Origin of the sequence: Asticcacaulis sp. EMRT-3 (assembly GCF_030027245.1) — a bacterium.
Taxonomy (GTDB): domain Bacteria; phylum Pseudomonadota; class Alphaproteobacteria; order Caulobacterales; family Caulobacteraceae; genus Asticcacaulis.
The window spans coordinates 2,632,518-2,653,007 of the sequence record NZ_JASERT010000001.1 but is presented as its reverse complement, the minus strand read 5'-3'; the positions used below and the strand labels follow the sequence as shown (position 1 = coordinate 2,653,007).

Here is a 20,490-nt window from a genome sequence, read left to right as displayed (position 1 = left end):
GATTATTCCGCGGCCCCCAATTGGAGGGCTTCGTCATTGCCGTTCGCGGCAGACAGAAGCTCGGTTTGCAAATAGTGGTGAATTTCGGCGGCGGCGTCCTGGCCTTCGCGCACGGCCCAGACGACCAGCGAAGCGCCACGCACAATGTCACCGGCGGCGAAAACGCCCGGCACCATCGTCTGGAACTCGCCAGCCTGAACCTGCAATGTGCCCCAGCGCGACACTTCGAGCTTAGGTTCATTAAACATCACCGGCAGGTTTTCCGGCTCAAAGCCCAGCGCTTCGATGATCAGATCGGCGGGCAGGTCGGCTTCGGCACCGTGTATGTCCTCGACGGCCTGACGGCCCTGCGCGTCCGGCGTGGTGAGACGCATGCGCTGGATGCGCAGGCCGGTGACATGATCGGCGTCGCCCAGCACCGCCTTGGGGGCCGACAGCCATTCGAAATGCACGCCCTCGTCCTCGGCATTCGACACTTCGCGGTCGGAACCCGGCATATTGGCACGGTCGCGGCGATAGACGCACGATACAGACTTCGCACCCTGGCGGATGGCCGTGCGCACGCAGTCCATCGCCGTGTCGCCGCCGCCGATGACCACAACCGACTTGCCCCTGGCGTCGAGATGCGCCTCGGCTTCGGGGTTGACCTCATAGCCGAAGCCGACGCGGTTCGACATGGTGAGATAATCGAGCGCGGCCACAACCCCCTTCGAGCCGCAACCCGGCACGGACAGGCTGCGTCCCTTGTAAACGCCGGTGGCGATCAGGATGGCGTCGTGCTTCTCGCGCACCTCTTCGAATGACACATCCGTGCCGATGTCGCAGTTCAGCACATAGTCCACGCCCGATGCGGCCAGACGGTCGGTGCGGCGCGCCACGACATGCTTTTCCAGCTTGAACGACGGGATGCCATAGACCAGCAGGCCGCCGGGGCGGTCATAGCGGTCATAGATGGTGACCTTGTAGCCGAGCGTGCGCAGACGGTCGGCAGCGGCGATACCGCCGGGGCCCGCCCCGATAATGCCCACCGACTGGGCGCGTTCGGTTTCCGGCGTGATCGGTTCGATCCAGCCCTTTTCAAAGGCCATGTCGCCGAGATAGCGCTCCACCGAACCGATGGTGACATTTTCCCAGCCCGATTGCTCCAGCACGCACGAACCTTCGCACAGACGATCCTGCGGGCAGATGCGACCGCAGATTTCCGGCAGGGTCGAGGTGGCCGATGACAGCTCCCATGCCTCCTGCGGACGGCCTTCGGCGGTCAGGCGCAGCCAGTCGGGGATATTGTTCTGCAACGGGCAGCCATGCTGGCAGAAGGGCACGCCGCACTGGGCACAGCGCGAAGCCTGATGCGAGGCCTGTGTCGGCTTGAAGTCAGCATAGATCTCATTGAAATTGCCGGTGCGTGTTTTCGCATCCGACTTCTCAGGAGTCTTCTTGACCTCAATGACGAAACGGTTCGTATCCATAAGCTTTGCCTTTAACCTGCCAGCGTGAAACCGGCGTTTAGCGACTGGTAGCGACCGGAACGTCCGGCCCCGCGCCTTCGCAACCCTCTGCTAAAAGCGCAAAAGTGCCGCAAAGAAAAGTGTTAATCCCGCATTCCGGGCAAACATGTCATATTTTCCGCTGCTATATGACACAGATGCCGATATAGTACCACGAGATACTATATAGTGGGGCCATATAACGCACGAACCCCCTCGGCTGATCCTGAAGCGGCTTTCCAGAACCTTCGTCCTGTCAGCCGGGCCTCAGTTCAATCGCGAGGGGGAGGGATATAATCAGCCTTAAACGTTTAGCAGATTATCCGTGCAGCGTCTCCCCGTGTTGCGATTGATCGAGGCCCTCGATCTCCTGCTCATCTGTGACGCGAAGGCCTGTTGTGTATTTGCAGACCATCAGGATGATGAAGCTGACTGTAGCACTCCAGGCGATCACCGCGATCAGACCCAGCAACTGTTTGAGCACGCTGGCCCCGGCACCCGCCGGATTGATGGCTGTGTCGGCAAACACCGCCGTCAACAGCGCGCCGGTGAAACCGCCCACCGCATGAACGCCGAAGGCATCGAGCGAGTCGTCGTATTTGAACAAATTCTTCACATAGGTCGAGGCGAAATAGCAGATCGGGCCAGTGATCAGCCCGATCAGCAGGGCGGCCCCCGGCCCGACAAAGCCTGCCGCAGGCGTGATGGCCACAAGGCCCGCAATCATGCCCGACACCATGCCGAGCAGGGTCGGCTGCTTACGCTCGAACCATTCCGGCACGATCCAGCCGATAGCGCCCGTCATGGTGGCCACGATGGTGTTGAGCGCCGCCACGGCGGCCAGGCTGTCGGCCTTCCATTCCGAGCCGGCGTTGAACCCCAGCCAGCCGACCAGCAGCATCGAGGCGCCGATCATGGTGTAGCCGAGATTATGCGGCGCCATATTGTCGCGGCCAAAGCCCTTGCGCTTGCCGATGACCAGACAGGCGACAAGGCCCGCCACACCGGAATTGACGTGTACCACAGCGCCACCGGCGAAATCGAGCACGCCCATCTGAGCCAGGAAACCGCCGCCCCATACCCAGTGCGCCACCGGCGCATAGACGAAGATGCTCCACAGGGCGATGAACAGGCAAAAGGCCGAAAACTTCATGCGCTCGACGATCGAACCGGCGATCAGGGCCGGGGTGATGATCGCAAACGTCATCTGATAGGCGATCCACAGATATTCGGGCAGTTGCGGGGCCGCCGAATAGGCCGTGTTAAGGCCAACGCCATGCAGGCCGAACACATCGAACGAACCGATAACATTATTGATGGCGGGCGTAGCACCGACGCCAAAGGTCAGGCTGTAGCCGAGCAGAACCCAGATAATGCTGGCAATCACCGTCACCGCCACCGACTGCGCCATCGTGGCCAGCAGGTTCTTCTTGCGCACCATGCCGCCATAAAACAGCGCCACGCCCGGCAGGGTCATGAACAGGACAAGCCCGGTCGAGGCCAGCATCCAGGCCGTGTCGCCCGAATTAAGTACCAGCGGAACCTGATGCGCCAGCAGGTGCGGCGCGGCCGAAAGTGCATTTGCGGTGGTCAAGTCGTGTAACCCCTAGAGCAACGAGCATTTAATTTGACTTACAAATTGAATGCGAGATGCGGAAAAACGTAAAATGTAGAGCGGGTTGCATGCCTTTGACCGATTCAATCAGAATGCAGACCGCTCTAGCCATCGAAAAATATGCCACAGCACGACACAGCGCGGAGCCTTGAAGCTCCGTGTGCAGCCGCGAAATGTGACGGATTTGTGTGCATAACAGGATAGATCGCGCTTTTAAAGTCAAATTTATCCGCAAGGTCAAGGGGTTTCGGCAAACCCTCCCAAACATGCTCACAATTCCGAAACATATGGAAATAAGGCGTGAGGCCAGCCGGGCCTTATACTAGGCCTTATAACTGAGCACCGCCGTGACGATTTCATCCTGCGTCGCCTCCGACAGATAGGGGCTGAACGGCAGGCTAATCACGGTTTTCGCCTTGGCGTCGGACACGCCCAGATCGCGCGGCCCGGCGGTGAAGGCGGCATAGCCGGGCTGGCGGTGCAGCGGGATCGGATAATAGACCGCCGACGGCACGCCCGCGTCGCGCAAATGCGCCTGCAAGCCATCACGGTCCGCGTGTTCAATCGTATATTGCGCCCAGGTCGAGACATAGCCGTCGCGCACGAAGGGCACGCTTATGACATGGCCTTCCAAAAGCCGGTTATAACGCGCCGCCACCTTTTGCCGCAGGTCGATTTCCTCACCAAAAATGGCCAGCTTCTCGATCAGCACCGCCGCCTGAATCGTGTCGAGGCGCGAATTCATGCCGATACGCACATTGAGGTACTTGGCCTCGTGAGCATAGTTCATGGTCGCCGCATCGGTCGGCGTGGCCCCACCGTGGACGCGGAACGAGATCAGGCGCTCCATCAGGGCGTCGTCATTGGTCACCACCGCGCCGCCATCGCCATAGCAACCGAGCGGCTTGGCCGGATAGAAGCTGGTGGCCGTGGCCACGCACCATTCGAGCGACTGACGGCCATCAATCGTGCCGCCGAACCCTTGCGCCGCGTCCGAGATCAGATGCAGGCCGTGCTTTTTGGCAATGACCGACAGGGCCGGATAATCGGCGGGCTGGCCGAACAGATCAACGGCGATAATGGCGGCAGGTTTGAGCCGCCCCTCGGCCTTGACCGCTTCAATCGCTTCGTCGAGCTTGAGCGGATCGATATTATAGGTATCAGGCTGAATATCGACAAAGACCGGCTCGGCACCCGTCATCGGCACCACTTCGGCCGTAGCGACAAAGGTAAAGGACGGCACGAAAACGGCATCGCCCTTGCCTATCCCTAAGCCCAGCAGCACCAGTTCGATAGCGTCCGTGCCATTGGCGCAAGAAAGCGCGTGCTTCGCCCCGGCGAAGGCCGCCAGATTGGCCTCGAAGGTCTTGACCTCAGGCCCCATAATATAGGCGCCGTGATTAAGCACATTCACCACCGCGCTTTCGATCTTCGCGCCGATGCGCGCGCGCTGCGTACCCAGATCGATGAACGGAATGGCCATGCTCGAAATCCTCATACTGGTGCCGACGGCAATATGCCGGGCGCAGGATGCGCTTTATCAGGCTGGAAGGAAATGACACCTCAAAAGGCATTTCCCAAAGTTTCAGTAAATACAATAAAACCTGACCCGCGCACCGTGACAAAGGCGGCGCGGCTGACTATATAGACACGGTCAACATCCCTGTTGTTAACGCTACCATGATGGCCTATAGAGCCGGTCAGCCTTAACAGAAACCGCCACAAATCGAGGAGCACGCTCATGGCCGACACCAGCACACCCAATGTATTCGGAAACCTGATCAATGGCGAATGGGTCGTTACGGGCAAGACCTTTAACGACATCAACCCGTCCGACACCAATGACGTGATCGGCGTCTATTCGACCGCCGGTGAGGCCGAGGTCGATGCCGCCATCAAGGCCGCCCGCACCGCGTTTGAAACCTGGCAATATTCGACGCCGCAACAGCGCTTCGACGTGCTCGACAATGCCGGTACGGAAATCCTGGCCCGCAAGGCCGAGCTGGGCGCGCTTTTGTCGCGCGAAGAAGGCAAGACCCTGCCCGAAGGCATTGGCGAAGTGACCCGCGCCGGTCATATCTTCAAATTCTTCGCCGGTGAGGCCCTGCGCGCCCACGGCGAAGTGCTCGATTCTGTGCGTCCCGGCGTCAAGGTGGAAATCACCCGCGAACCGGTGGGCGTGGTCGGCCTGATCTGCCCGTGGAACTTCCCCATCGCCATCCCGGCGTGGAAAATGGCCCCGGCCATCGCCTTTGGTAACACGGTGGTCTTAAAGCCCGCCGAACTGACCCCCGGCTGCGCCTGGGCCCTGGCCGACATCCTGCACCGCGCGGGCCTGCCCAAGGGCGTGCTGAACGTCGTGTTTGCGCGCGGCTCGGTGGCTGGCCCGCTGATGATCGACGGCTGCGACGCCATCTCGTTCACCGGCTCGGTACCGACCGGCACGCGCGTCCGCGATCAGGCCGTGGCCAAGGGCAAGCGCGTCCAGTGCGAAATGGGCGGCAAGAACCCCGTCGTCGTGCTCGATGACGCCGACCTCACCATCGCCGTCAATTCGGTGCTGAACTCGTCCTTCTTCTCGACCGGCCACCGCTGCACGGCTTCGTCGCGCATCATCGTGACGCAAGGCATTGCCGACAAGTTCGTTGCCGAACTGACCAAGGCCACCAAGGCCATCAAGGTCGGCGATTCGCGTGCCGATGGCGTTCAGATGGGCCCCATTGCTTCGCAGGAACAGCTCGACATCGCGCGCGACGCCGTGGCCAAGGCCAAGGCCGAAGGTGCCGCCATCGTGGCGGGCGGCGAAGACCTGACCTTTGGCACGCCCGGCTATTATTACGCCCCCACCCTGATCGACAACACCACGCCCGACATGGCGATCAATAAGGAAGAGGTCTTCGGGCCTGTGGCCTCGATCATCCGCGTCAAGGATCTCGAAGAAGCGATCACGGTGGCCAATGACACCGAAATGGGTCTGTCGGCGGGCATCTGCACCACCTCGCTGAAATCGGCCGAAATCTTCAAACGCCGCATCCAGTCGGGCATGGTCATGGTCAACCTGCCGACGGCGGGCGTTGATTACCATGTGCCGTTCGGCGGTCGCAAAGCCTCCTCCTTCGGCCCGCGCGAACAGGGCGCCTATGCCAAGGAATTCTACACCATCGTCAAGACGGCCTATATCCAGCCGTAAGACAGGTCATTTTTGATCCAACATGAAAACGGCGCACCTTCGCGGGTGCGCCGCTTTTTTTTATGCTTCGCCGTAAAGCCTATTTCGTGAACATCTCAGCCTGATAACCGGGCAGGTCCTGATCGGTAAAACCATAGACGTACAGACGATTGGGATTGGGCCGCATCTTGCCATCCTTATCCGGCACGCTCGCCAGAAAGTCATTATCCGATGACAGCCACAAGGTATGCCGCGTCTTTCCCGCCAGCGTGACATCCTGCCCGAAACTCGCTCCCTCCAGCTTGGCCGGTATGTGGGACGCCTTGATGCCCGCCTTCGTCAGTGTGCTGACCATATCCAGAAAGAGCGTCTTTTTAACGGCTTTCTGTGCCAGGGCTGCCGCCCCCTCGACATCGCTGACATCCTGCGCCGACGCCAGGTCAATCAGATAAAGGCGCTTGAACGCGGCCTTCGATTCATTTCCCAGGCCCTTGCCATCGCGCTCCAGCACCAGAAACTGGTGGTCATTGACGGCCAGAATCTCATTGAGATCGGACAGTTTCGGCTTTCCCGGCTTGCCGACCTGCGTCAGTTCATAAGCAAATTCCTGCGTCCTGCCCGTGGCTATATCAAAGCGGATCAGGCGAATACAGGTGCCGGATGCCCCACCATCCTGTAACAGCGGTGCCTGCATCGCACCCAGCAGAAACTTGCCATCCGGTGTTATAGCCAGCCCCTCCATACCCTTATTGGAGGCCCGGCCTGAGCGATTGGCCGCCAGTTCGACATCTTCACTGGCGCCCTGAACCGCCACGCCAAATTTTGCCGGTATGGCAAAGCTCTTCAGTCGCTCACCGGTTCTGGCATCAAACTGATACAGGTGCGGGCCGTATTCATCCGATATATAGAGGCTGGCGCCATCGGGGGAAACGCGCACGCCTTCGGGATCAAGGCGCGCCTGATCTGCCGCCAGTGAAGATTCGTCCGCCGAAAAACCATCCGAGCGACCGGTGAAATAATATTTTGACCCCGTATTGATGTCAGGCCTGCCGTCGCGGATATGCGCCGCCACGCCATCGCCGTAAACAAGCGGGGTCGGGGCAAACAACAGGGTTGTCTTGTCCAGACTGGCATCGACCCGATACGGCAATTGCGCCGCCTGCCCCGCCGCCGGATTGGCGGTCAGACGCAGGCTCAGCGTATGAAAGCGTGCCACATAGCTCACCGTATTATCAACGATGGGGTTATAGACATTGGCGTTCGGGCCGCGATCCGGCAGGGCGACGAAGTGATCGCCCCCGGCATAGGCCAGGCCGGAACCCAGGCCACCTAGCAGATGATTGGAGACGCCGTTTTCCAGAAGGGCTTCGGGCATGTCGGCCTTGTCGGCCGCATCGGCGGGAATCCTCAGTGTGGCGATCAGGGCTGGCTCTGCCTGTGTTGAACCCGCCGCCATAAAACTGAGGGCGGCGACGGCGCATAACAGATGTGAACGCAAGCTCATCACGATCTCCGCAAGAGGGTTGGACTGTCCCTTCTATGGCGTCTGTGCGTGACACTTGCGTGACATTCGGCAGCCTTTACAACCCAGCCGCTTTTAGTCAGCCTCAGTCGCCAAATTGCTTGATAGTGATTTTTTTTGATCATATTCGCTTGATTGCGCCACCATTAGGCGCTTTTATGCCGCCTTCATCCAAGCAGGAGGTTTTTCGCGCCATGTTTGCCACGCTCCGTCATCTGGCCATTATTGGCTCTCTGTCCCTATTCGCCACCACCGGCGCGGCTCAGGCCCAAGCCGCGCCCAGTCAGGCCCTGCCACCCATCCGCATCGTGCTGGTCGGTGATTCGACGATGGCGCATAAGAGCGGCTATGGCGACGCCTTCTGCCGCCAGTTTGGCCCGCAGGTGACCTGCCTCAATGAAGGGCGCGGCGGGCGCAGCACGAAAAGCTACCGCGTCGATGGCATCTGGGATCAGGATGTGATGACCGCGCTGAAAAAGACGACCAATGATCAGGGCGTGCCGTTTGCCAAAACCTATGTGCTGATGCAGTTCGGCCATAATGACGGCTCGCCCAAGCCGGAACGCCACACCGATGTTTTGTGGGAATATCCGGCCAATCTGTGGGGCTATGCGAAAGACGCCCAAAGCACCGGGGCCACCTTTGTGCTGGTAACGCCGATCTCGATGCGCGATTTCGTGGACAATAGGCTGCTGCCCGACCGTATCGCGCCGTTTGCTGCCTCGATGCAGAATGTCGCCATCGAGCATCACCTGCCGCTGATCGACCTGTTCGGCGAGAGCCAGCGCGCGGTGCAGGCGATGGGCAATGTGGCCGCCAACCATTATCTGGCGGGCCAGCCGATTCCCGAAAATGTGCTGAAAACCGAAGCCACCGGCACATCCGTGCCGGCGGTCTTCACCGACGCCTCGCAAATGAGCGGTCATGAACCCCAGAAGTTCGACTATACCCACATGAACCAGACGACGGGCGCGACCTTTTATGGCCGCATGGTCGCCAATCTGCTGGCCCAGACCGAACCGGACGTTATTCCCTATCTCAACGCGGATTAAAGCTTTGCGCAATGGTTAGAACGAATGTTCTATCAGACCTTTCGTTCTAACCGACCATCATCTTATCGAGATGCGCCACAATCGTATCGGCATGGCCCACCGCAGCGGCGGAATGCTCGGCGGTGGCGGTAATGCCCTGCGCCAGTTCCTGCACGGCTTCGGTCTGCTGATTGATGACCCCGGCGATCATGCCCATATTCTGCGCATTATCGGCCACGATGCTTTCAATCGATTCGATATGAACGCAGGCGTTTTCGGTATTGGCAATCGAATCCTGCACGCGCTCGGCCACGCTGCTGACGCTGTCGGTCAGGGCCTTGACGTGGCTTTCCAGCCGCTCGATATGGGCGCGGATGTCATCGGTGACCTTGCGGGTCTGGCCCGACAGGGCCTTCACTTCCGACGCCACGACCGAGAAGCCGCGCCCGGCTTCACCGGCCCGCGCCGATTCGATGGTGGCGTTGAGCGCCAGCAGGTTGGTTTGCTGCGCCAAAGCGTCGATGGCCGAAACAAAGGTCGAAATCTGCGTCGAGGTTTCGGTCAGTTGCTTCGTCGAACCGGTCATGACATCAAAGGCCTCACCGATGCTGCGCGAGGCGTCACCGGCCACGCGCGACGCCTGCGCGCCCTGCCGCATGGCCGAATTGGCCTCGTCCATCGCACTGGCGACATGGCTGGCCGTGGCGGCGATCTGCTCAATCGAGGCCGTCAGTTCTTCAATGCCCGCCGCCATGCTCTGGGCGTGTTCGCGCGTGGTGCGCACTTCGCCGGTAATATGATGAGTGGCGCTCCTGACCTCGCTGGCCTGCAATGAGCGCGCCTGAGCCTGCTTGCGCAACGCTTCGGCCTGAGCCGACTGGCGCGCATGAACGGCGCGTAAGCCCTGGGCCACGCCCTCAGTCAGGGCGCTGAGATCGGGCAGGTCGGCACCCGTCTCAAGGGCCGACAGGGCCGCGATGATCTGAGCCGAGGAAAGGGCGGCGGCTTCGTCCGTGAAGCTCGTCGTTTCGATGGCGGCGACAGGACGTTTTTTGAGCATGGACAGCAAGATCAACCCCAGGTTTTATTTGGTTATTATTTATATCTTTGTTCTCCAAAAGGTAGCCTGATCGTCCTTAATAAACACTAAAGATGCTCAGGATCGTCGCGGTTCAGCGGATCGGGCAGATTCTCACCATCCGGCACGAAATCCATAGCGACGGAATTCATGCAATAGCGCAGTCCCGTCGGCCTTGGCCCGTCCTCGAAGACATGGCCAAGGTGCGAATCACAGCGCCCGCAACGGATCTCAGTGCGCACCATGCCATGCGACGTATCGCGGATATAGCGAACGTGTTCTTTGTTGAGGCTTTCATAAAAGCTGGGCCAGCCTGAACCGGAATGGAACTTGGCGCGCGACGAAAACAAAGGCAGGGCGCACAGATTGCAGGTATAGGTGCCCTCCTCCTCATATTCATCGAAGGCCCCGCAAAATGGCGGCTCAGTGCCGTGATCGAGCAGGATACGGCGCGCCTCAGGATCGAGACGGGCCGCGAGTTGCTGAATCTCGTCGGAAGTGGGCGGGGTCAGATCGAAACCGAGGGCCGATTTTCTGGCGGAGACAGGTGACATGATGAACGCCTTTCATAAGGAATGCTTCAATGTCCATCATATACTGTTTGTGCGCCCCACCAGTTACGGTTATCGGGAAATTTTTTACGAAATACGGCCCATTCGGCTGCCGACTGCTCGAAAATATGCAGGTCGTGGCGCACCCCGTCCTTCAGGGCGTGCTCTTTCAATACCCCGACATGGCGATAACCGTTAAAAGCCTGCATCTTCACCACGCGCCCATTCCACGCCACCACATGATTGACCAGCTTGTGCAGGCCGAGCGTGAAAAAGGCATGGTTGAGCGTGTGAACGAAATTATACATGGTCAGGGCGTGCGGCGCGGTCAGGTCGCCAATATAGATGCCGATCTCACCTATGCCGGAATGCCGGTCCGTGATGGTGATGGAGGTATAGCCGATGTCGCGGCCTTCGCATTGCAGGATGCAGTCGTGATAATCGTCACGCGCCTGACAGCGCTGAATCCAGCCCCTTTGGCGTTCGATGTCATAGGGCACGTCGGTCAGCATATATTGCGTGACGTGCGGGGCCGTGCGCCAGTCGAGCAGCAATTTCGCGTCATCCGGCGTCACCGGGCGGCAGGACAAAAAACTATACACCGGTCATGGCCTCCATAATGCGCCGCGGCCCCAGCCCATCGACCAGCCCATGCGCCTTTTGACCGTTTTGCACGCGCCCCGCCGGATCGGCCAGCAGGGCCGCCACCCGCAGCGTCAGATCCGTGGGCAGGCCCGTGCGCGCATCGATCACCGGATAGGGACAGGCGCTCAGCGCCGCCGCCTGATTATCATACACCACCAGCACCAGCGCGGGCAGCCCCATCGCCGCCAGCTCGCCCACCGTACCGCCCGCCGCCGTGATCACCAGCGCGCTGTCGCTCAGGGCTTCGGCAACGGAGGGCGGCGACGCCACCACCTCCAGCCGGTCATGCAGCGCCGCCAATGCCCGCAATCCGGCGATGTGCGCATTGGCCGGGCCCGCGATGATCCGTACACGGAACATATCATTGTGAAGCAGGATTTCGGCGCAGGCGGCGCTTAAGTTCTGCGGATCGGAACCGCCGAACATGATCGTCACCACCCCGTCGGGCCGCGCCACAGCCTCACGGAACTCGCGTCGGATCAAGGCATAGGGCGCCCCCAGCAGACAGCGGGCGCGCGTTTTGGTCGCATAGCCCATATCGGGCGCGGCCAGAGCCGGATTGATCAGCAGATCAGCATCATAGACGGCCAGCAGGCCGAGATCGTCGATCACGCACAGCCGCGCCAGCAAACTTAAGGCGGCCAGATAGGCTTCGTCGGCAGCATAGGAATCGACGATCAGCCAGTCGCGCCGCGTCAGGCCCAGTTCGGACAGCCGCATCAGGTCTTCGCCGCTGCCCAGAGCGGGTATGACGACACCATCCGCCCCAATCTCGCTCAGGCGCTGGCGCACACCATCTTCCAGAGCATCCAGCAGGAAGGTAACCGCCAACCCTTGCGCGCGCGCCGCTTCGGCAATGGCGAAACAGCGCATGAAATGGCCCATGCCGATGGCGCTTGAGGCTTGCGTGCGGATAAACAGGCGCATCAGGCCACCCCGGCTGAGAGGAAGCTTTTCAACGCCGCCACCACGGCCTGCGGCGTTTCCATGTGCGGCACATGTCCGGCATCCGCCAGGTGAACCCATTGGCAGTGCGGTGGCAATTGCGCCATATCGGGCCGGGGCAGGATGTCGTCATGCGCGCCCCACAGGATCAAAAGCGGACAGTGCAGCCCCAGCAAATCCCCGGCAGAAAAAGTGGCATTGGTCTGAAAACAGGTCAGGGCCGAGGCCTGATACCGGCCCAGCAGGTGACCCAGGGCGGTGCGGCGCTCAGAGTCGGACATCGTCTCCATCAGGGCGCGCGTCATGGCGGGCAGCAAATGCGCGGCTGCCGGGCCGGTCAGCCGACGGGCAAAGGCTTCGGCCAGCTCTGGCGTTGGCGCGTCGATAAAGGCGTTGAGCGCATCGTGATTGGCATGGCCACCCAGTCCGGCGGGCGAAACCAGCCCAAGGCTGAGGCTGGGTTCGGGATGGCGCAGCGCAAAGCCGAGCGCGATCTTGGCCCCCATCGAATGGGCCACCAGATGGGCGGCCCGCACATCGAGCAGCTCAAGCGCCTCCTCGAACCAGTCGAGCATGGCGTCGAGCGAGGCGTCGCCAACCTCGGTGGTGGAGGCGCCGTGCGCCGGCAGATCGAGCGCGATCACCCGAAACGACGATGCCAGCGGCACAAGACACAGATACCAGGTGAGCAGATCAGCGCCGAAGCCATGAATGAAAACGATGGCGGGCGCGTCGGCCCTGCCCATGTCGAGATAGCTCAAAGGCCCGCGCGAATGGCCGTCATGGATGCGCCGCGCCAGCTTGCGTACCGGGCTGCGCGCGGGAGCCATCGTGGTCACGCCAGAAACCCGCCATCGACATTGAGCACCGTGCCGGTCACCCAGCGGCCCGTATCGGCCAGCAGATAGGCGATGGCGGCGGCCACATCATCGGGGCGGCCAAGGCCGAGCGGTTGCAGGCTTACGACGTGCGCGAACTTTTCCGGCGATACGATCGTGCGGAAATTTTCGGCCATCGGCGTATCGACCATGGCCGGGGCCACGGCATTGACGCGGATGCCGTCGCGCACCAGTTCATGGCTCAGGCCCTTGACCGCTGAAACCAGCCCGCCCTTGGTGGCGGCATAGACGACATTGCCGGGGGCGGCGCGCAGGGCCGCCGATGACGAACAATAGACGAGCGAAGCGGGTGTGCCGCGGCAGGCCTTCAGGCGATAGGCCTGCGCCAGCATCAGGGATGCGCCGAGATTCTGCGACAGGGCGTTGGTGACGAAGTCGGCATTGATGGCCTGAATAGGCCGTGTGGCCTGCACGGCGGCGCAGTGGGCGATGCCATTGAGCGGGCCAATCTCAGCGCACAGGGCCTTCAGCCACGGCACGATCTCATCGAGCTGCGCCAGATCGAACAGCCTGCCCAGATGACCCTCGCCTGCAAGCTGGCTCATCACCTCGGCCAGACGTTCTTCGCTGCGTCCGCTGGCCACCACGCGCGCACCCAGACGCGACAGATAGATGGCCGTGGCCATGCCGATACCGCTCGTCGCCCCGGTAACCAGAACCGTGCGCCCCTCCATTGACATGGGGTTGAAGAGGGGCTGGCTCATGGTAATCGGGCTTTCTGCATATACTGTATATAGGTTTCCTGAAAATGACGAATACGCCCTTCCATAACTCCCAGCAAGGGGCGCCGTGCCCCCGCTTCCCGCGTGCCGCGTTGGGCTTTGGCGCAGATGTCACGATCCTCGTCACGCACCTGAGCCGAAAACCCTCTTAGCGACTCAACGACCATATCGCGTGCGGCCCGGCCATTATTGCGCGCCAGCCATGCCGACGTATGGATGCGCAAGGTTTGCGGCCCGGTGGGGTCAAAAGTCTGGAAGGTCAGGAAGGCGCTATAGGCGTAAACAACGATGATATTGGGGAAAATCAGAAAGCTGGCATAGTGCGGATATGTGTCGCCGGGTTCCAGCCGGATCGATTTGGCGACATTGCCCCACCATTTCAGCGAGCGCTCTTTCAACTGACCGACATAGCGGCTATGGCCCGCATCCGTGGTCAGGGTCAGGTCGGTTGACAGGATTTCACCGAAGCTTTCGGCATGAACCAAAGGCACATGATAGCCTTCGGCGGCATTGTCCATGCCCAGTTTCCAGTTGGCCTCCCAGTCGAAACTATCCTTCTCGAAACGATCCGGGCAGGTTTCGCTGACATGATGCAAATCGTCATAAAAGCTGCCGAGGAATGTCTGCAAGGAGGGGCCTTCGCGACTCATCCGTACAAAGACGAAGTGGCCGACCGTTTCCAGCGCATAGGCTTCGAGCGCCAGCGCATCCTTGTCCGCCTCATCCAGACTGAAGCTGTGACCATTGAGCGGGATGCCAACCGGACGGCCCGCGCCGTCATAGGTCCAGCCATGATAGGGGCATTGGAGAGGACGATTGCCGGTGCTGGCGCACTGGATGCGGGCAAAGCGATGCGAGCAGACATTGCGAAAAGCCCTCAGTTCGCCGTGGAAATTCTGCACCACAATGTCGTGATGACCGATCCGGGCGGTGATAAAATCCTGATGGTTTTGCACATCCTGCAAAAATCCGACACACAGCCATGACGGCTTGAAGACATGCTCCAGCTCAGCCGCCAATACGTCATCGCGATGATAGTAATCCGCCGCGATCCGTCCTCGTAGCGCTGCGATGCGGAACGTATCAGCCATAGTCATCGATCTGCGGCGCGGGAATGCCACTGACTGACAGCTTCATCGCGCCCCACGACCAGCCGACGCCAAAACCGATAAAGACCAGTTCGCGCGGCTCAGTCAGGGCGTCAGACAGGCGCGCGCACAGGGTCAGCGGAATCGAGGCCGATGAGGTATTGCCGAAGGTTTCCATGGCGATCGGCACCTTGTCTTCCGGCAGGCCCGATTTCTTGCGCAGATGGTTGAGCATGAAGGTATTGGCCTGATGGAAGACGACATAATCGACATCGTCAATGGAAACGGCGGCCGCATCAAAAATGGCCTGAACCAGCGGCGGCACGTTTTTCAGCGTGAAGTTAAAAACCTCAGTGCCGTTCAGATACAGGCGTGAATCGCGGTAAAGCTGCTCGAAGGCCTCCTCGCTCATGGCTTCGCGCTGCGGCAGCAACGACCCCTTGAGCGCGCCCGCCTTGATGATGATGTGTTCTGCGCCCGCGCCATCCGTACCGAAAACGCCGTGCATGGGTTTGGCGTCCGGGTCGGTTTCCAGCGCCGTGGCCGTGCCGGCGTCGCCAAACAGCGGAATGACGCTGCGATCACCGGGCACCATGCGCGCCGAAGATATATCACCAGCCAGAATAAGCGCCCGTGCTGGCCGTCCGCTGACGCTGACGCTTTTGAGTAGGCTGGCTGCCAGCCACAGGCCGTATGGATAGCCCGAACAGCCGAGATTGACATCGAAAGCCAGGCATGAACCCAGGCCCAGGCGCGTTTGCAAAACGCAGGCCGTGGCCGGGATCACATAGTCGGCGCTTTGGGTGACGAAGATCAACACATCCACCGTGTCGCGCGCCCAGCCAAGCTGGTCGAGCAGGCCGTCGGCCGCCTTATGGCACAGATCGGAGGTCATGACCTCGGGGCGGGCAATATGGCGCGAACGCACACCGATCGATTTCATCAGCCGTTCGCGCTCGGCCTCGGTATCGATCAGGTTTTCGTCTTCGAGCGTGCGCGACTGAGCCGGAACGCAGGCGCGAACGCCGCGAAAGGCGATCCCATCCAGATGGGTTTCGGGCATAGATACCTCCCTGGCCTGCAAGGCCGACTGCGATTCGCATCATAGTCAGCGAAGCTTAAAAAGGGTTAAGATCGCACGTTCTGCTCGCGCAATATTAAGCTTATATTGAGGGATAGAGTCTTAGCTATGATCACACGATTCGCGGTCGCATCACCGGCCGGTTTCGCCTCTTTTGCAAGGATTTCGTCATGGACAAGCCCGCCTTTATCGCCGCCGTCGCGGACATTCTCGAAGCCGATCCGTCCGGCCTGACCGGAGAGGAAAAGATCGACGATGTCGGCAACTGGGATTCCTTGTCGGTCATCACCTTTGTCGCTATGGTCGATGCCGATCTGGGCAAGGCGGTGGATAGCGACAAGCTGAAAGACGCCAAAACCCTCGACGATCTGGCCGCCCTGGTCGATCTGTAAAACGCCCGAACGCTTTGATGGGCGACAAGATTACCTTTTCCGAGCGCCTGAAAACGCGCATACCCAGCCTCCGCCATTTCGCCGGGCGGGCGCGCACAGACAGTCGCAACATCGCCTATGACCTGCTGCCCGTGCTGGGCTTGGGCCAGCGCCAGGCCCTGGTGCAAACCCTGTCCGCCTTTGCGCCAAAAACGCCCGGTCTGAAACTGTCAGCGCGGGCGAGGGCTTTGCTTGAGCAATTGCGCGAAGAGGGCGTCACCGATATGCAGCCCGCCATCGATCCCGGCTGGCTGGCCGATCTGGTGACCTATTTTAAAGCCACCCCCTGCCATGACCCCTACCGGCCGCATCTTGGCAGCTTTCGCTGGGATGCTCCGCCTTCGGACGAAATCAATATCGGCTATTATAGCTGGAACGAAACCCTGCGCGCGCCGCACATGGCCGCCCTGATGAACCAGCCCGACATACTGGCCGTCGCCGAGGCCTATATGGGCTGCAAGCCGGTGATCGATAATATCGGCATCACCTGGTCTTACCCAGGCCGCGAAACCGCCAAAAGCGTGCAGCGCTTCCACCGCGATTATGATTGCGCCCGAAATTTCAAAGCCTTCTATTATCTCACCGATGTTGATGAAGCGTCCGGCCCGCACAGATTCGTGCGCGGCTCCCACCGCGACCGTCGCCTCGATACGGGCCGCGCCCAGACCGACGAGGCCATTGCCGCCACCTTTGGCGAGGCGTCCATCGCGCGCATCACCGGCCCCGCCGGTTCGTGGTTTCTCGAAGATGTCTATGGCTTTCACAAGGGGCAGTTGCCGGTCGATGAACCACGCCTGCTGCTGGCCATCGAATATAATCTCTATCCGTCGCCCTTTTGTCCGCGTGGTAGCGAGCGCCTGCCGCTTGCAGGCCGTGACCCCTATATCAACAAACTGGTGATGGCATGAAAAAGGTGGCCGTCATCCCGGCGCGCGGCGGCTCAAAACGCATTCCGCGCAAGAATATCAAGTTGTTTCACGGCCAGCCGATGATCAGCTATGCGATCCGGGCGGCACAGGCCAGTGGCCTGTTCGAGCGCATCATCGTCTCGACCGATGACGACGAAATCGCCGCCGTGGCGCGCGAACACGGCGCCGAAACCCCCTTCATGCGCCCCGCCGAACTGGCCAATGACCACGCCGGCACGGGGCCGGTCATCGTTCACGCCTTACAATGGCTGGCCGAACAGGGCGAAGCCGCCGATGCCTGCTGCTGCATCTACGCCACCGCCCCTTTTCTCGATCCCGACAAGCTGAAAGAGGGCTGGAACGCCCTGCAACAACCGGGCAAGCGCTTCGCTTTTTCCGTCACCTCCTACGCCTTTCCGATCCAGCGCGCCCTGCGCCAGACGGCAGATGGCGGGCTTGACATGTTCTGGCCGGAAAACCTGATGAAGCGCTCACAGGATCTGGAACCGGCCTTTCATGACGCCGCGCAGTTCTACTGGGGCTGGAGCGAGGCCTGGCTGAGGGGCGAGATCACCTTTTCACCGATTTCCGCACCGGTTATCCTGCCGCGTAATCTGGTGGTCGATATTGACACGCCCGAAGACTGGGAGGTGGCCGAGCAAGCCTTCCGCGTGCTTATTTCGCAGCGTCAATAATCGCGGTCAGCGTCGCCTCGACCTCTTTGGCGACCTCGGCCATGCCGGGGGAATCGCTCATCGCGCCCAGCAGGGCGGTGGGCCGCACCATGCCGATATGGGTCTTGCCGCCCTCTTCATACACCGAAAGCTTGCACGGCAGGACAAGGCTCATCGTCATGTCCTCGCTCAAGACCGCCCTGGCCTTGCCGGGATTGCAGACATCGAGAATCTGGCATTCGTGGTCGAAAGCGACGCCCTTTTTGGCCATCGTCTCCTTCAGATTATGAATATGCAGAATGCCGAAACCGTGAGCGGGCACGGCCTCGTGCAGGGCGGCCACGGCCTGATCGACGCTTTTGCTGCTTTCAACAATATATTTCATCGGAAATCTCCTGTTCAGGAATGATGGGACGGCAGGTCTTTCTGCGCGCCCTGAAAAGCGGGCAGTCTGAGATGGAAACGAATAGCCGCCGCCCGCAGGCCAAAGGCCAGCACGAACGCCGGAATCGCCGCAGGCCAGAAGCTCAAACCCGTCAGCTTTAAGCCCGCAAAGGTGGCTGCGCCCAAAAGCGCGGCGGTGATGTAGATGTCACGGCGCAGCAGAAGATTGGGCTCACCCGCCAGCACATCGCGGATCACCCCGCCAAACGCCGTGGTCAGCACCCCCATGATCATGGCCGAAAACGGCGGCACACCGAGACTGAGCGCCTTGGCCGTGCCAACCACCGCATAGGCGGCCATGCCCAGAGCATCGAGCCACAGCAGCGCCCGGAAACGCCAGCCGCGCCCGCCGACGAACCAGATCAGCCCCGCCATCGCCACGCACACCATGATATAGCCGGGGCGATGCACCCAGAAGACCGGCGCGCCGATCAAAAGATCGCGCAGGGTGCCGCCGCCGACGCCGGTGATGGCGGCGAAAAAGGTGAAGGTGATGAAATCCTGACGCAGGCGCGCCGCCGCCAGTGCGCCAGTGGCAGCAAAGACAGCGACAGCCGCATAGTCGAGCCAGAAAAGGGCAGTGTTCAACGCATCCATAGGCGCTGATTTAGCAGCTTACCAGCGATGATGAAAGCCGCGCCCGCCCCAGCCATGATCCCAGCCATAGCCCCGACCATAAGACCGGTACACATAGTGATAGCCATAGGACGGGCGGCTGTTGAAATAGACGACCGAATAGCCGACGGGCGGTGGCGGCGGCGCGTAATAACCGGCGTCATACGGATAATAGTCGCCATCATAGCAATCGATACTGGAACGCCCGACGCTCGACCCCAGAACCGCGCCCAGCAGCGCACCGGCCACTGTGTTAGAGCCGCGATCCCAGCGCCCGGAAGCGCCGTTGGCGATCACCCCGCCGAGCGCCGCGCCGGCAATGGCGCCGGTGGCCGAGGCCTGATCCTTGCGGGCATAGCAATAGCCGTCATAGTGGCGACCCTGCGCAGGCGCGCCATCATCGGCGCGCGCCTGATCGGCCCGGCCCTGCTCATAAGCATCGCCAGTATTCTGCGCACCGCTGTAACGCTGAAACTGCGGCTGCGCGCCGGGATAGCCGTCATTGGGATTGTCGTAAGCGCTCTGCGCCAGAACCGGCTGGGCGACAGCGGCGAGGCCAAGGGCCAGAAGGAGAGCAATACGCATGGTCATGACTCATCAAACGGGAAAGCTGGCTGTTCTATAGGCTCGCCAAGCTGAACGCAGGCTGAATAAAGCGCCAGACAGATGGCCTAATCATGACACACCTCTTGCCTGATCGACATGAGGGCCTACATGGGGTCTATGATCGCATCCAAACCCGTTCTCGCCCTGCATGAAGCCTATCGTGACGACATCGGCGATCTGGTGACGCGCCGCCCCCTGCCCGGCCCGCATCTGGGCCATGTGGGCGCGTTTTTATTCCTCAATCACCACGGGCCGCAAACCTATGCGCCGGGCAACAGGGGCCTGCCCTTTGGCCCGCACCCGCATCGCGGCTTCGAGACGGTGACCTTCATCCTTGAGGGTGAACTGGCGCACCGCGATTCAGGCGGTCATGAAAGCATCATCGAAAAGGGCGGCGTGCAGTGGATGACGGCGGGATCGGGCCTCGTCCACGAAGAAGTGTCGCCCGAACGCTTCAAACAGGCGGGCGGGCCGCTGGAAATCCTGCAACTATGGATCAATCTGCCCGCAAAGCTGAAAATGACCGCGCCGCGCTATACCGGCGTGCAGGCCAACGCCATTCCGGTTCTTGATGATGGCAAATGCGCCCTGCATCTGGTGGCGGGCGAATGGCAGGGCCAGCACGGGCCGATCCAATCCCTGACCGGCGTTTTCATGAGCTGGCTGGTGCTCAAACCCGGCGGGCGCATCCGTTTTGACGGTCTGCAAAACCGCGATGTCTTCTGCTATGTGGTGCGCGGCGATGTGGCGGTCAATGGCGTCGATGCCGTGCGTGAACGTCTGGTCGAATTTGGCGAAGGCGACGTGGTCGACATCGAAGCCATTGGCGACGCCGTTGTGCTGTTCGGTCATGCCGAACCGATCAATGAGCCGATCGTGGCCCACGGCCCGTTCGTGATGAACACCGCCGCCGAAATCCATCAGGCCTATGCCGATTATCAGGCGGGCCGGTTTGGTACGCCAAGTTGATCCCTTGACT

At 60.8% G+C, this 20,490-nt stretch carries 21 protein-coding genes; 6 read left to right on the top strand and 15 right to left on the bottom strand.

All coding sequences use genetic code 11. The annotated features are described in order from the left end of the window. Nucleotides 1-2: 2 nt before the first annotated feature. The 3 genes from QB905_RS12475 to QB905_RS12465 form a co-directional block, all read right to left on the bottom strand. On the bottom strand, nucleotides 3-1,469 hold the full coding sequence (locus QB905_RS12475; protein ID WP_282975348.1) for an NAD(P)-dependent oxidoreductase: 1,467 nt from the start codon (nucleotides 1,467-1,469) through the stop codon (nucleotides 3-5). Nucleotides 1,470-1,806: 337 nt separating this feature from the next. Then, complete coding sequence (locus tag QB905_RS12470; RefSeq protein WP_282975347.1) at nucleotides 1,807-3,081, bottom strand: ammonium transporter; 1,275 nt, start codon at nucleotides 3,079-3,081, stop codon at nucleotides 1,807-1,809. A gap of 343 nt (nucleotides 3,082-3,424) precedes the next feature. After that, nucleotides 3,425-4,585: a DegT/DnrJ/EryC1/StrS family aminotransferase gene (locus tag QB905_RS12465; protein WP_282975346.1), complete on the bottom strand. Its 1,161-nt coding sequence runs from the start codon at nucleotides 4,583-4,585 to the stop codon at nucleotides 3,425-3,427. Between the two features lie 258 nt (nucleotides 4,586-4,843). On the opposite strand from QB905_RS12465, the gene QB905_RS12460 reads away from it, so the two are divergent. Next, a complete protein-coding gene (locus QB905_RS12460; RefSeq protein ID WP_282975345.1) occupies nucleotides 4,844-6,292 on the top strand; it encodes an aldehyde dehydrogenase family protein in 1,449 nt (482 codons plus the stop codon). A gap of 79 nt (nucleotides 6,293-6,371) precedes the next feature. On the opposite strand, the gene QB905_RS12455 is transcribed toward QB905_RS12460, so the two are convergent. Further along, nucleotides 6,372-7,775 (bottom strand): esterase-like activity of phytase family protein, encoded by a 1,404-nt coding sequence (locus QB905_RS12455; RefSeq protein WP_282975344.1) that lies wholly within the window; start codon nucleotides 7,773-7,775, stop codon nucleotides 6,372-6,374. A gap of 212 nt (nucleotides 7,776-7,987) precedes the next feature. Here QB905_RS12455 and QB905_RS12450 point away from each other — a divergent pair, with 212 nt between their 5' ends. After that, nucleotides 7,988-8,845 carry an SGNH/GDSL hydrolase family protein gene (locus tag QB905_RS12450; RefSeq protein WP_282975343.1) on the top strand — a complete coding sequence of 286 codons (858 nt, stop codon included), beginning with the start codon at nucleotides 7,988-7,990 and terminating at the stop codon, nucleotides 8,843-8,845. Between the two features lie 46 nt (nucleotides 8,846-8,891). Here the strand turns inward: QB905_RS12450 and QB905_RS12445 are convergent, their stop codons facing one another. The 8 genes from QB905_RS12445 to QB905_RS12410 all read right to left on the bottom strand — a co-directional run bounded on the left by QB905_RS12445 (nucleotide 8,892) and on the right by QB905_RS12410 (nucleotide 15,815). Then, the gene (locus QB905_RS12445; RefSeq protein WP_282975342.1) at nucleotides 8,892-9,884 is read right to left on the bottom strand and encodes a methyl-accepting chemotaxis protein; all 993 of its coding nucleotides are present in this window, start codon (nucleotides 9,882-9,884) and stop codon (nucleotides 8,892-8,894) included. An 86-nt stretch (nucleotides 9,885-9,970) separates the two neighbouring features. Next, a complete protein-coding gene (gene msrB, locus QB905_RS12440) occupies nucleotides 9,971-10,456 on the bottom strand; it encodes a peptide-methionine (R)-S-oxide reductase MsrB (protein ID WP_282975341.1) in 486 nt (161 codons plus the stop codon). Nucleotides 10,457-10,482: 26 nt separating this feature from the next. Continuing rightward, nucleotides 10,483-11,055: a GNAT family N-acetyltransferase gene (locus QB905_RS12435; protein ID WP_282975340.1), complete on the bottom strand. Its 573-nt coding sequence runs from the start codon at nucleotides 11,053-11,055 to the stop codon at nucleotides 10,483-10,485. Continuing rightward, a complete protein-coding gene (gene pseG / locus QB905_RS12430; RefSeq protein ID WP_282975339.1) occupies nucleotides 11,048-12,025 on the bottom strand; it encodes a UDP-2,4-diacetamido-2,4,6-trideoxy-beta-L-altropyranose hydrolase in 978 nt (325 codons plus the stop codon). The genes QB905_RS12435 and pseG overlap by 8 nt, the downstream gene beginning before the upstream one ends. Beyond that, nucleotides 12,025-12,873, bottom strand: coding sequence for an alpha/beta fold hydrolase (locus tag QB905_RS12425; protein ID WP_282975636.1), 849 nt, complete (start codon nucleotides 12,871-12,873; stop codon nucleotides 12,025-12,027). Before QB905_RS12425 ends, pseG begins: the two co-directional genes overlap by 1 nt. Nucleotides 12,874-12,878: 5 nt before the next feature. Continuing rightward, nucleotides 12,879-13,646: an SDR family NAD(P)-dependent oxidoreductase gene (locus tag QB905_RS12420; protein ID WP_282975338.1), complete on the bottom strand. Its 768-nt coding sequence runs from the start codon at nucleotides 13,644-13,646 to the stop codon at nucleotides 12,879-12,881. Further along, nucleotides 13,643-14,755 carry an aromatic ring-hydroxylating oxygenase subunit alpha gene (locus QB905_RS12415; RefSeq protein ID WP_282975337.1) on the bottom strand — a complete coding sequence of 371 codons (1,113 nt, stop codon included), beginning with the start codon at nucleotides 14,753-14,755 and terminating at the stop codon, nucleotides 13,643-13,645. Before QB905_RS12415 ends, QB905_RS12420 begins: the two co-directional genes overlap by 4 nt. Then, nucleotides 14,748-15,815 carry a 3-oxoacyl-ACP synthase III family protein gene (locus tag QB905_RS12410; protein ID WP_282975336.1) on the bottom strand — a complete coding sequence of 356 codons (1,068 nt, stop codon included), beginning with the start codon at nucleotides 15,813-15,815 and terminating at the stop codon, nucleotides 14,748-14,750. The genes QB905_RS12415 and QB905_RS12410 overlap by 8 nt, the downstream gene beginning before the upstream one ends. Nucleotides 15,816-16,003: 188 nt before the next feature. Between QB905_RS12410 and QB905_RS12405 the strand changes: the two genes are divergently transcribed. Genes QB905_RS12405 through pseF form a run of 3 tightly spaced genes read left to right on the top strand, consistent with a single transcriptional unit; the run spans nucleotide 16,004 to nucleotide 17,867 of the window. Then, a complete protein-coding gene (locus QB905_RS12405) occupies nucleotides 16,004-16,225 on the top strand; it encodes an acyl carrier protein (protein ID WP_282975335.1) in 222 nt (73 codons plus the stop codon). A gap of 17 nt (nucleotides 16,226-16,242) precedes the next feature. Beyond that, nucleotides 16,243-17,172 carry a phytanoyl-CoA dioxygenase family protein gene (locus tag QB905_RS12400; protein ID WP_282975334.1) on the top strand — a complete coding sequence of 310 codons (930 nt, stop codon included), beginning with the start codon at nucleotides 16,243-16,245 and terminating at the stop codon, nucleotides 17,170-17,172. Beyond that, nucleotides 17,169-17,867, top strand: a complete 699-nt coding sequence (gene pseF / locus QB905_RS12395; protein ID WP_282975333.1) for a pseudaminic acid cytidylyltransferase — start codon at nucleotides 17,169-17,171, stop codon at nucleotides 17,865-17,867. Before QB905_RS12400 ends, pseF begins: the two co-directional genes overlap by 4 nt. On the opposite strand, the gene QB905_RS12390 is transcribed toward pseF, so the two are convergent. Genes QB905_RS12390 through QB905_RS12380 form a run of 3 tightly spaced genes read right to left on the bottom strand, consistent with a single transcriptional unit; the run spans nucleotide 17,848 to nucleotide 19,490 of the window. After that, complete coding sequence (locus QB905_RS12390) at nucleotides 17,848-18,231, bottom strand: DUF302 domain-containing protein (RefSeq protein ID WP_282975332.1); 384 nt, start codon at nucleotides 18,229-18,231, stop codon at nucleotides 17,848-17,850. The genes pseF and QB905_RS12390 overlap by 20 nt on opposite strands. Nucleotides 18,232-18,245: 14 nt before the next feature. After that, nucleotides 18,246-18,887: a trimeric intracellular cation channel family protein gene (locus tag QB905_RS12385; protein ID WP_282975331.1), complete on the bottom strand. Its 642-nt coding sequence runs from the start codon at nucleotides 18,885-18,887 to the stop codon at nucleotides 18,246-18,248. 18 nt (nucleotides 18,888-18,905) lie between these two features. Then, nucleotides 18,906-19,490, bottom strand: coding sequence for a glycine zipper 2TM domain-containing protein (locus tag QB905_RS12380; protein ID WP_282975330.1), 585 nt, complete (start codon nucleotides 19,488-19,490; stop codon nucleotides 18,906-18,908). A 138-nt stretch (nucleotides 19,491-19,628) separates the two neighbouring features. Here QB905_RS12380 and QB905_RS12375 point away from each other — a divergent pair, with 138 nt between their 5' ends. Then, nucleotides 19,629-20,480 (top strand): pirin family protein, encoded by an 852-nt coding sequence (locus QB905_RS12375; RefSeq protein WP_282975328.1) that lies wholly within the window; start codon nucleotides 19,629-19,631, stop codon nucleotides 20,478-20,480. The last annotated feature ends 10 nt before the right edge of the window (nucleotides 20,481-20,490 follow it).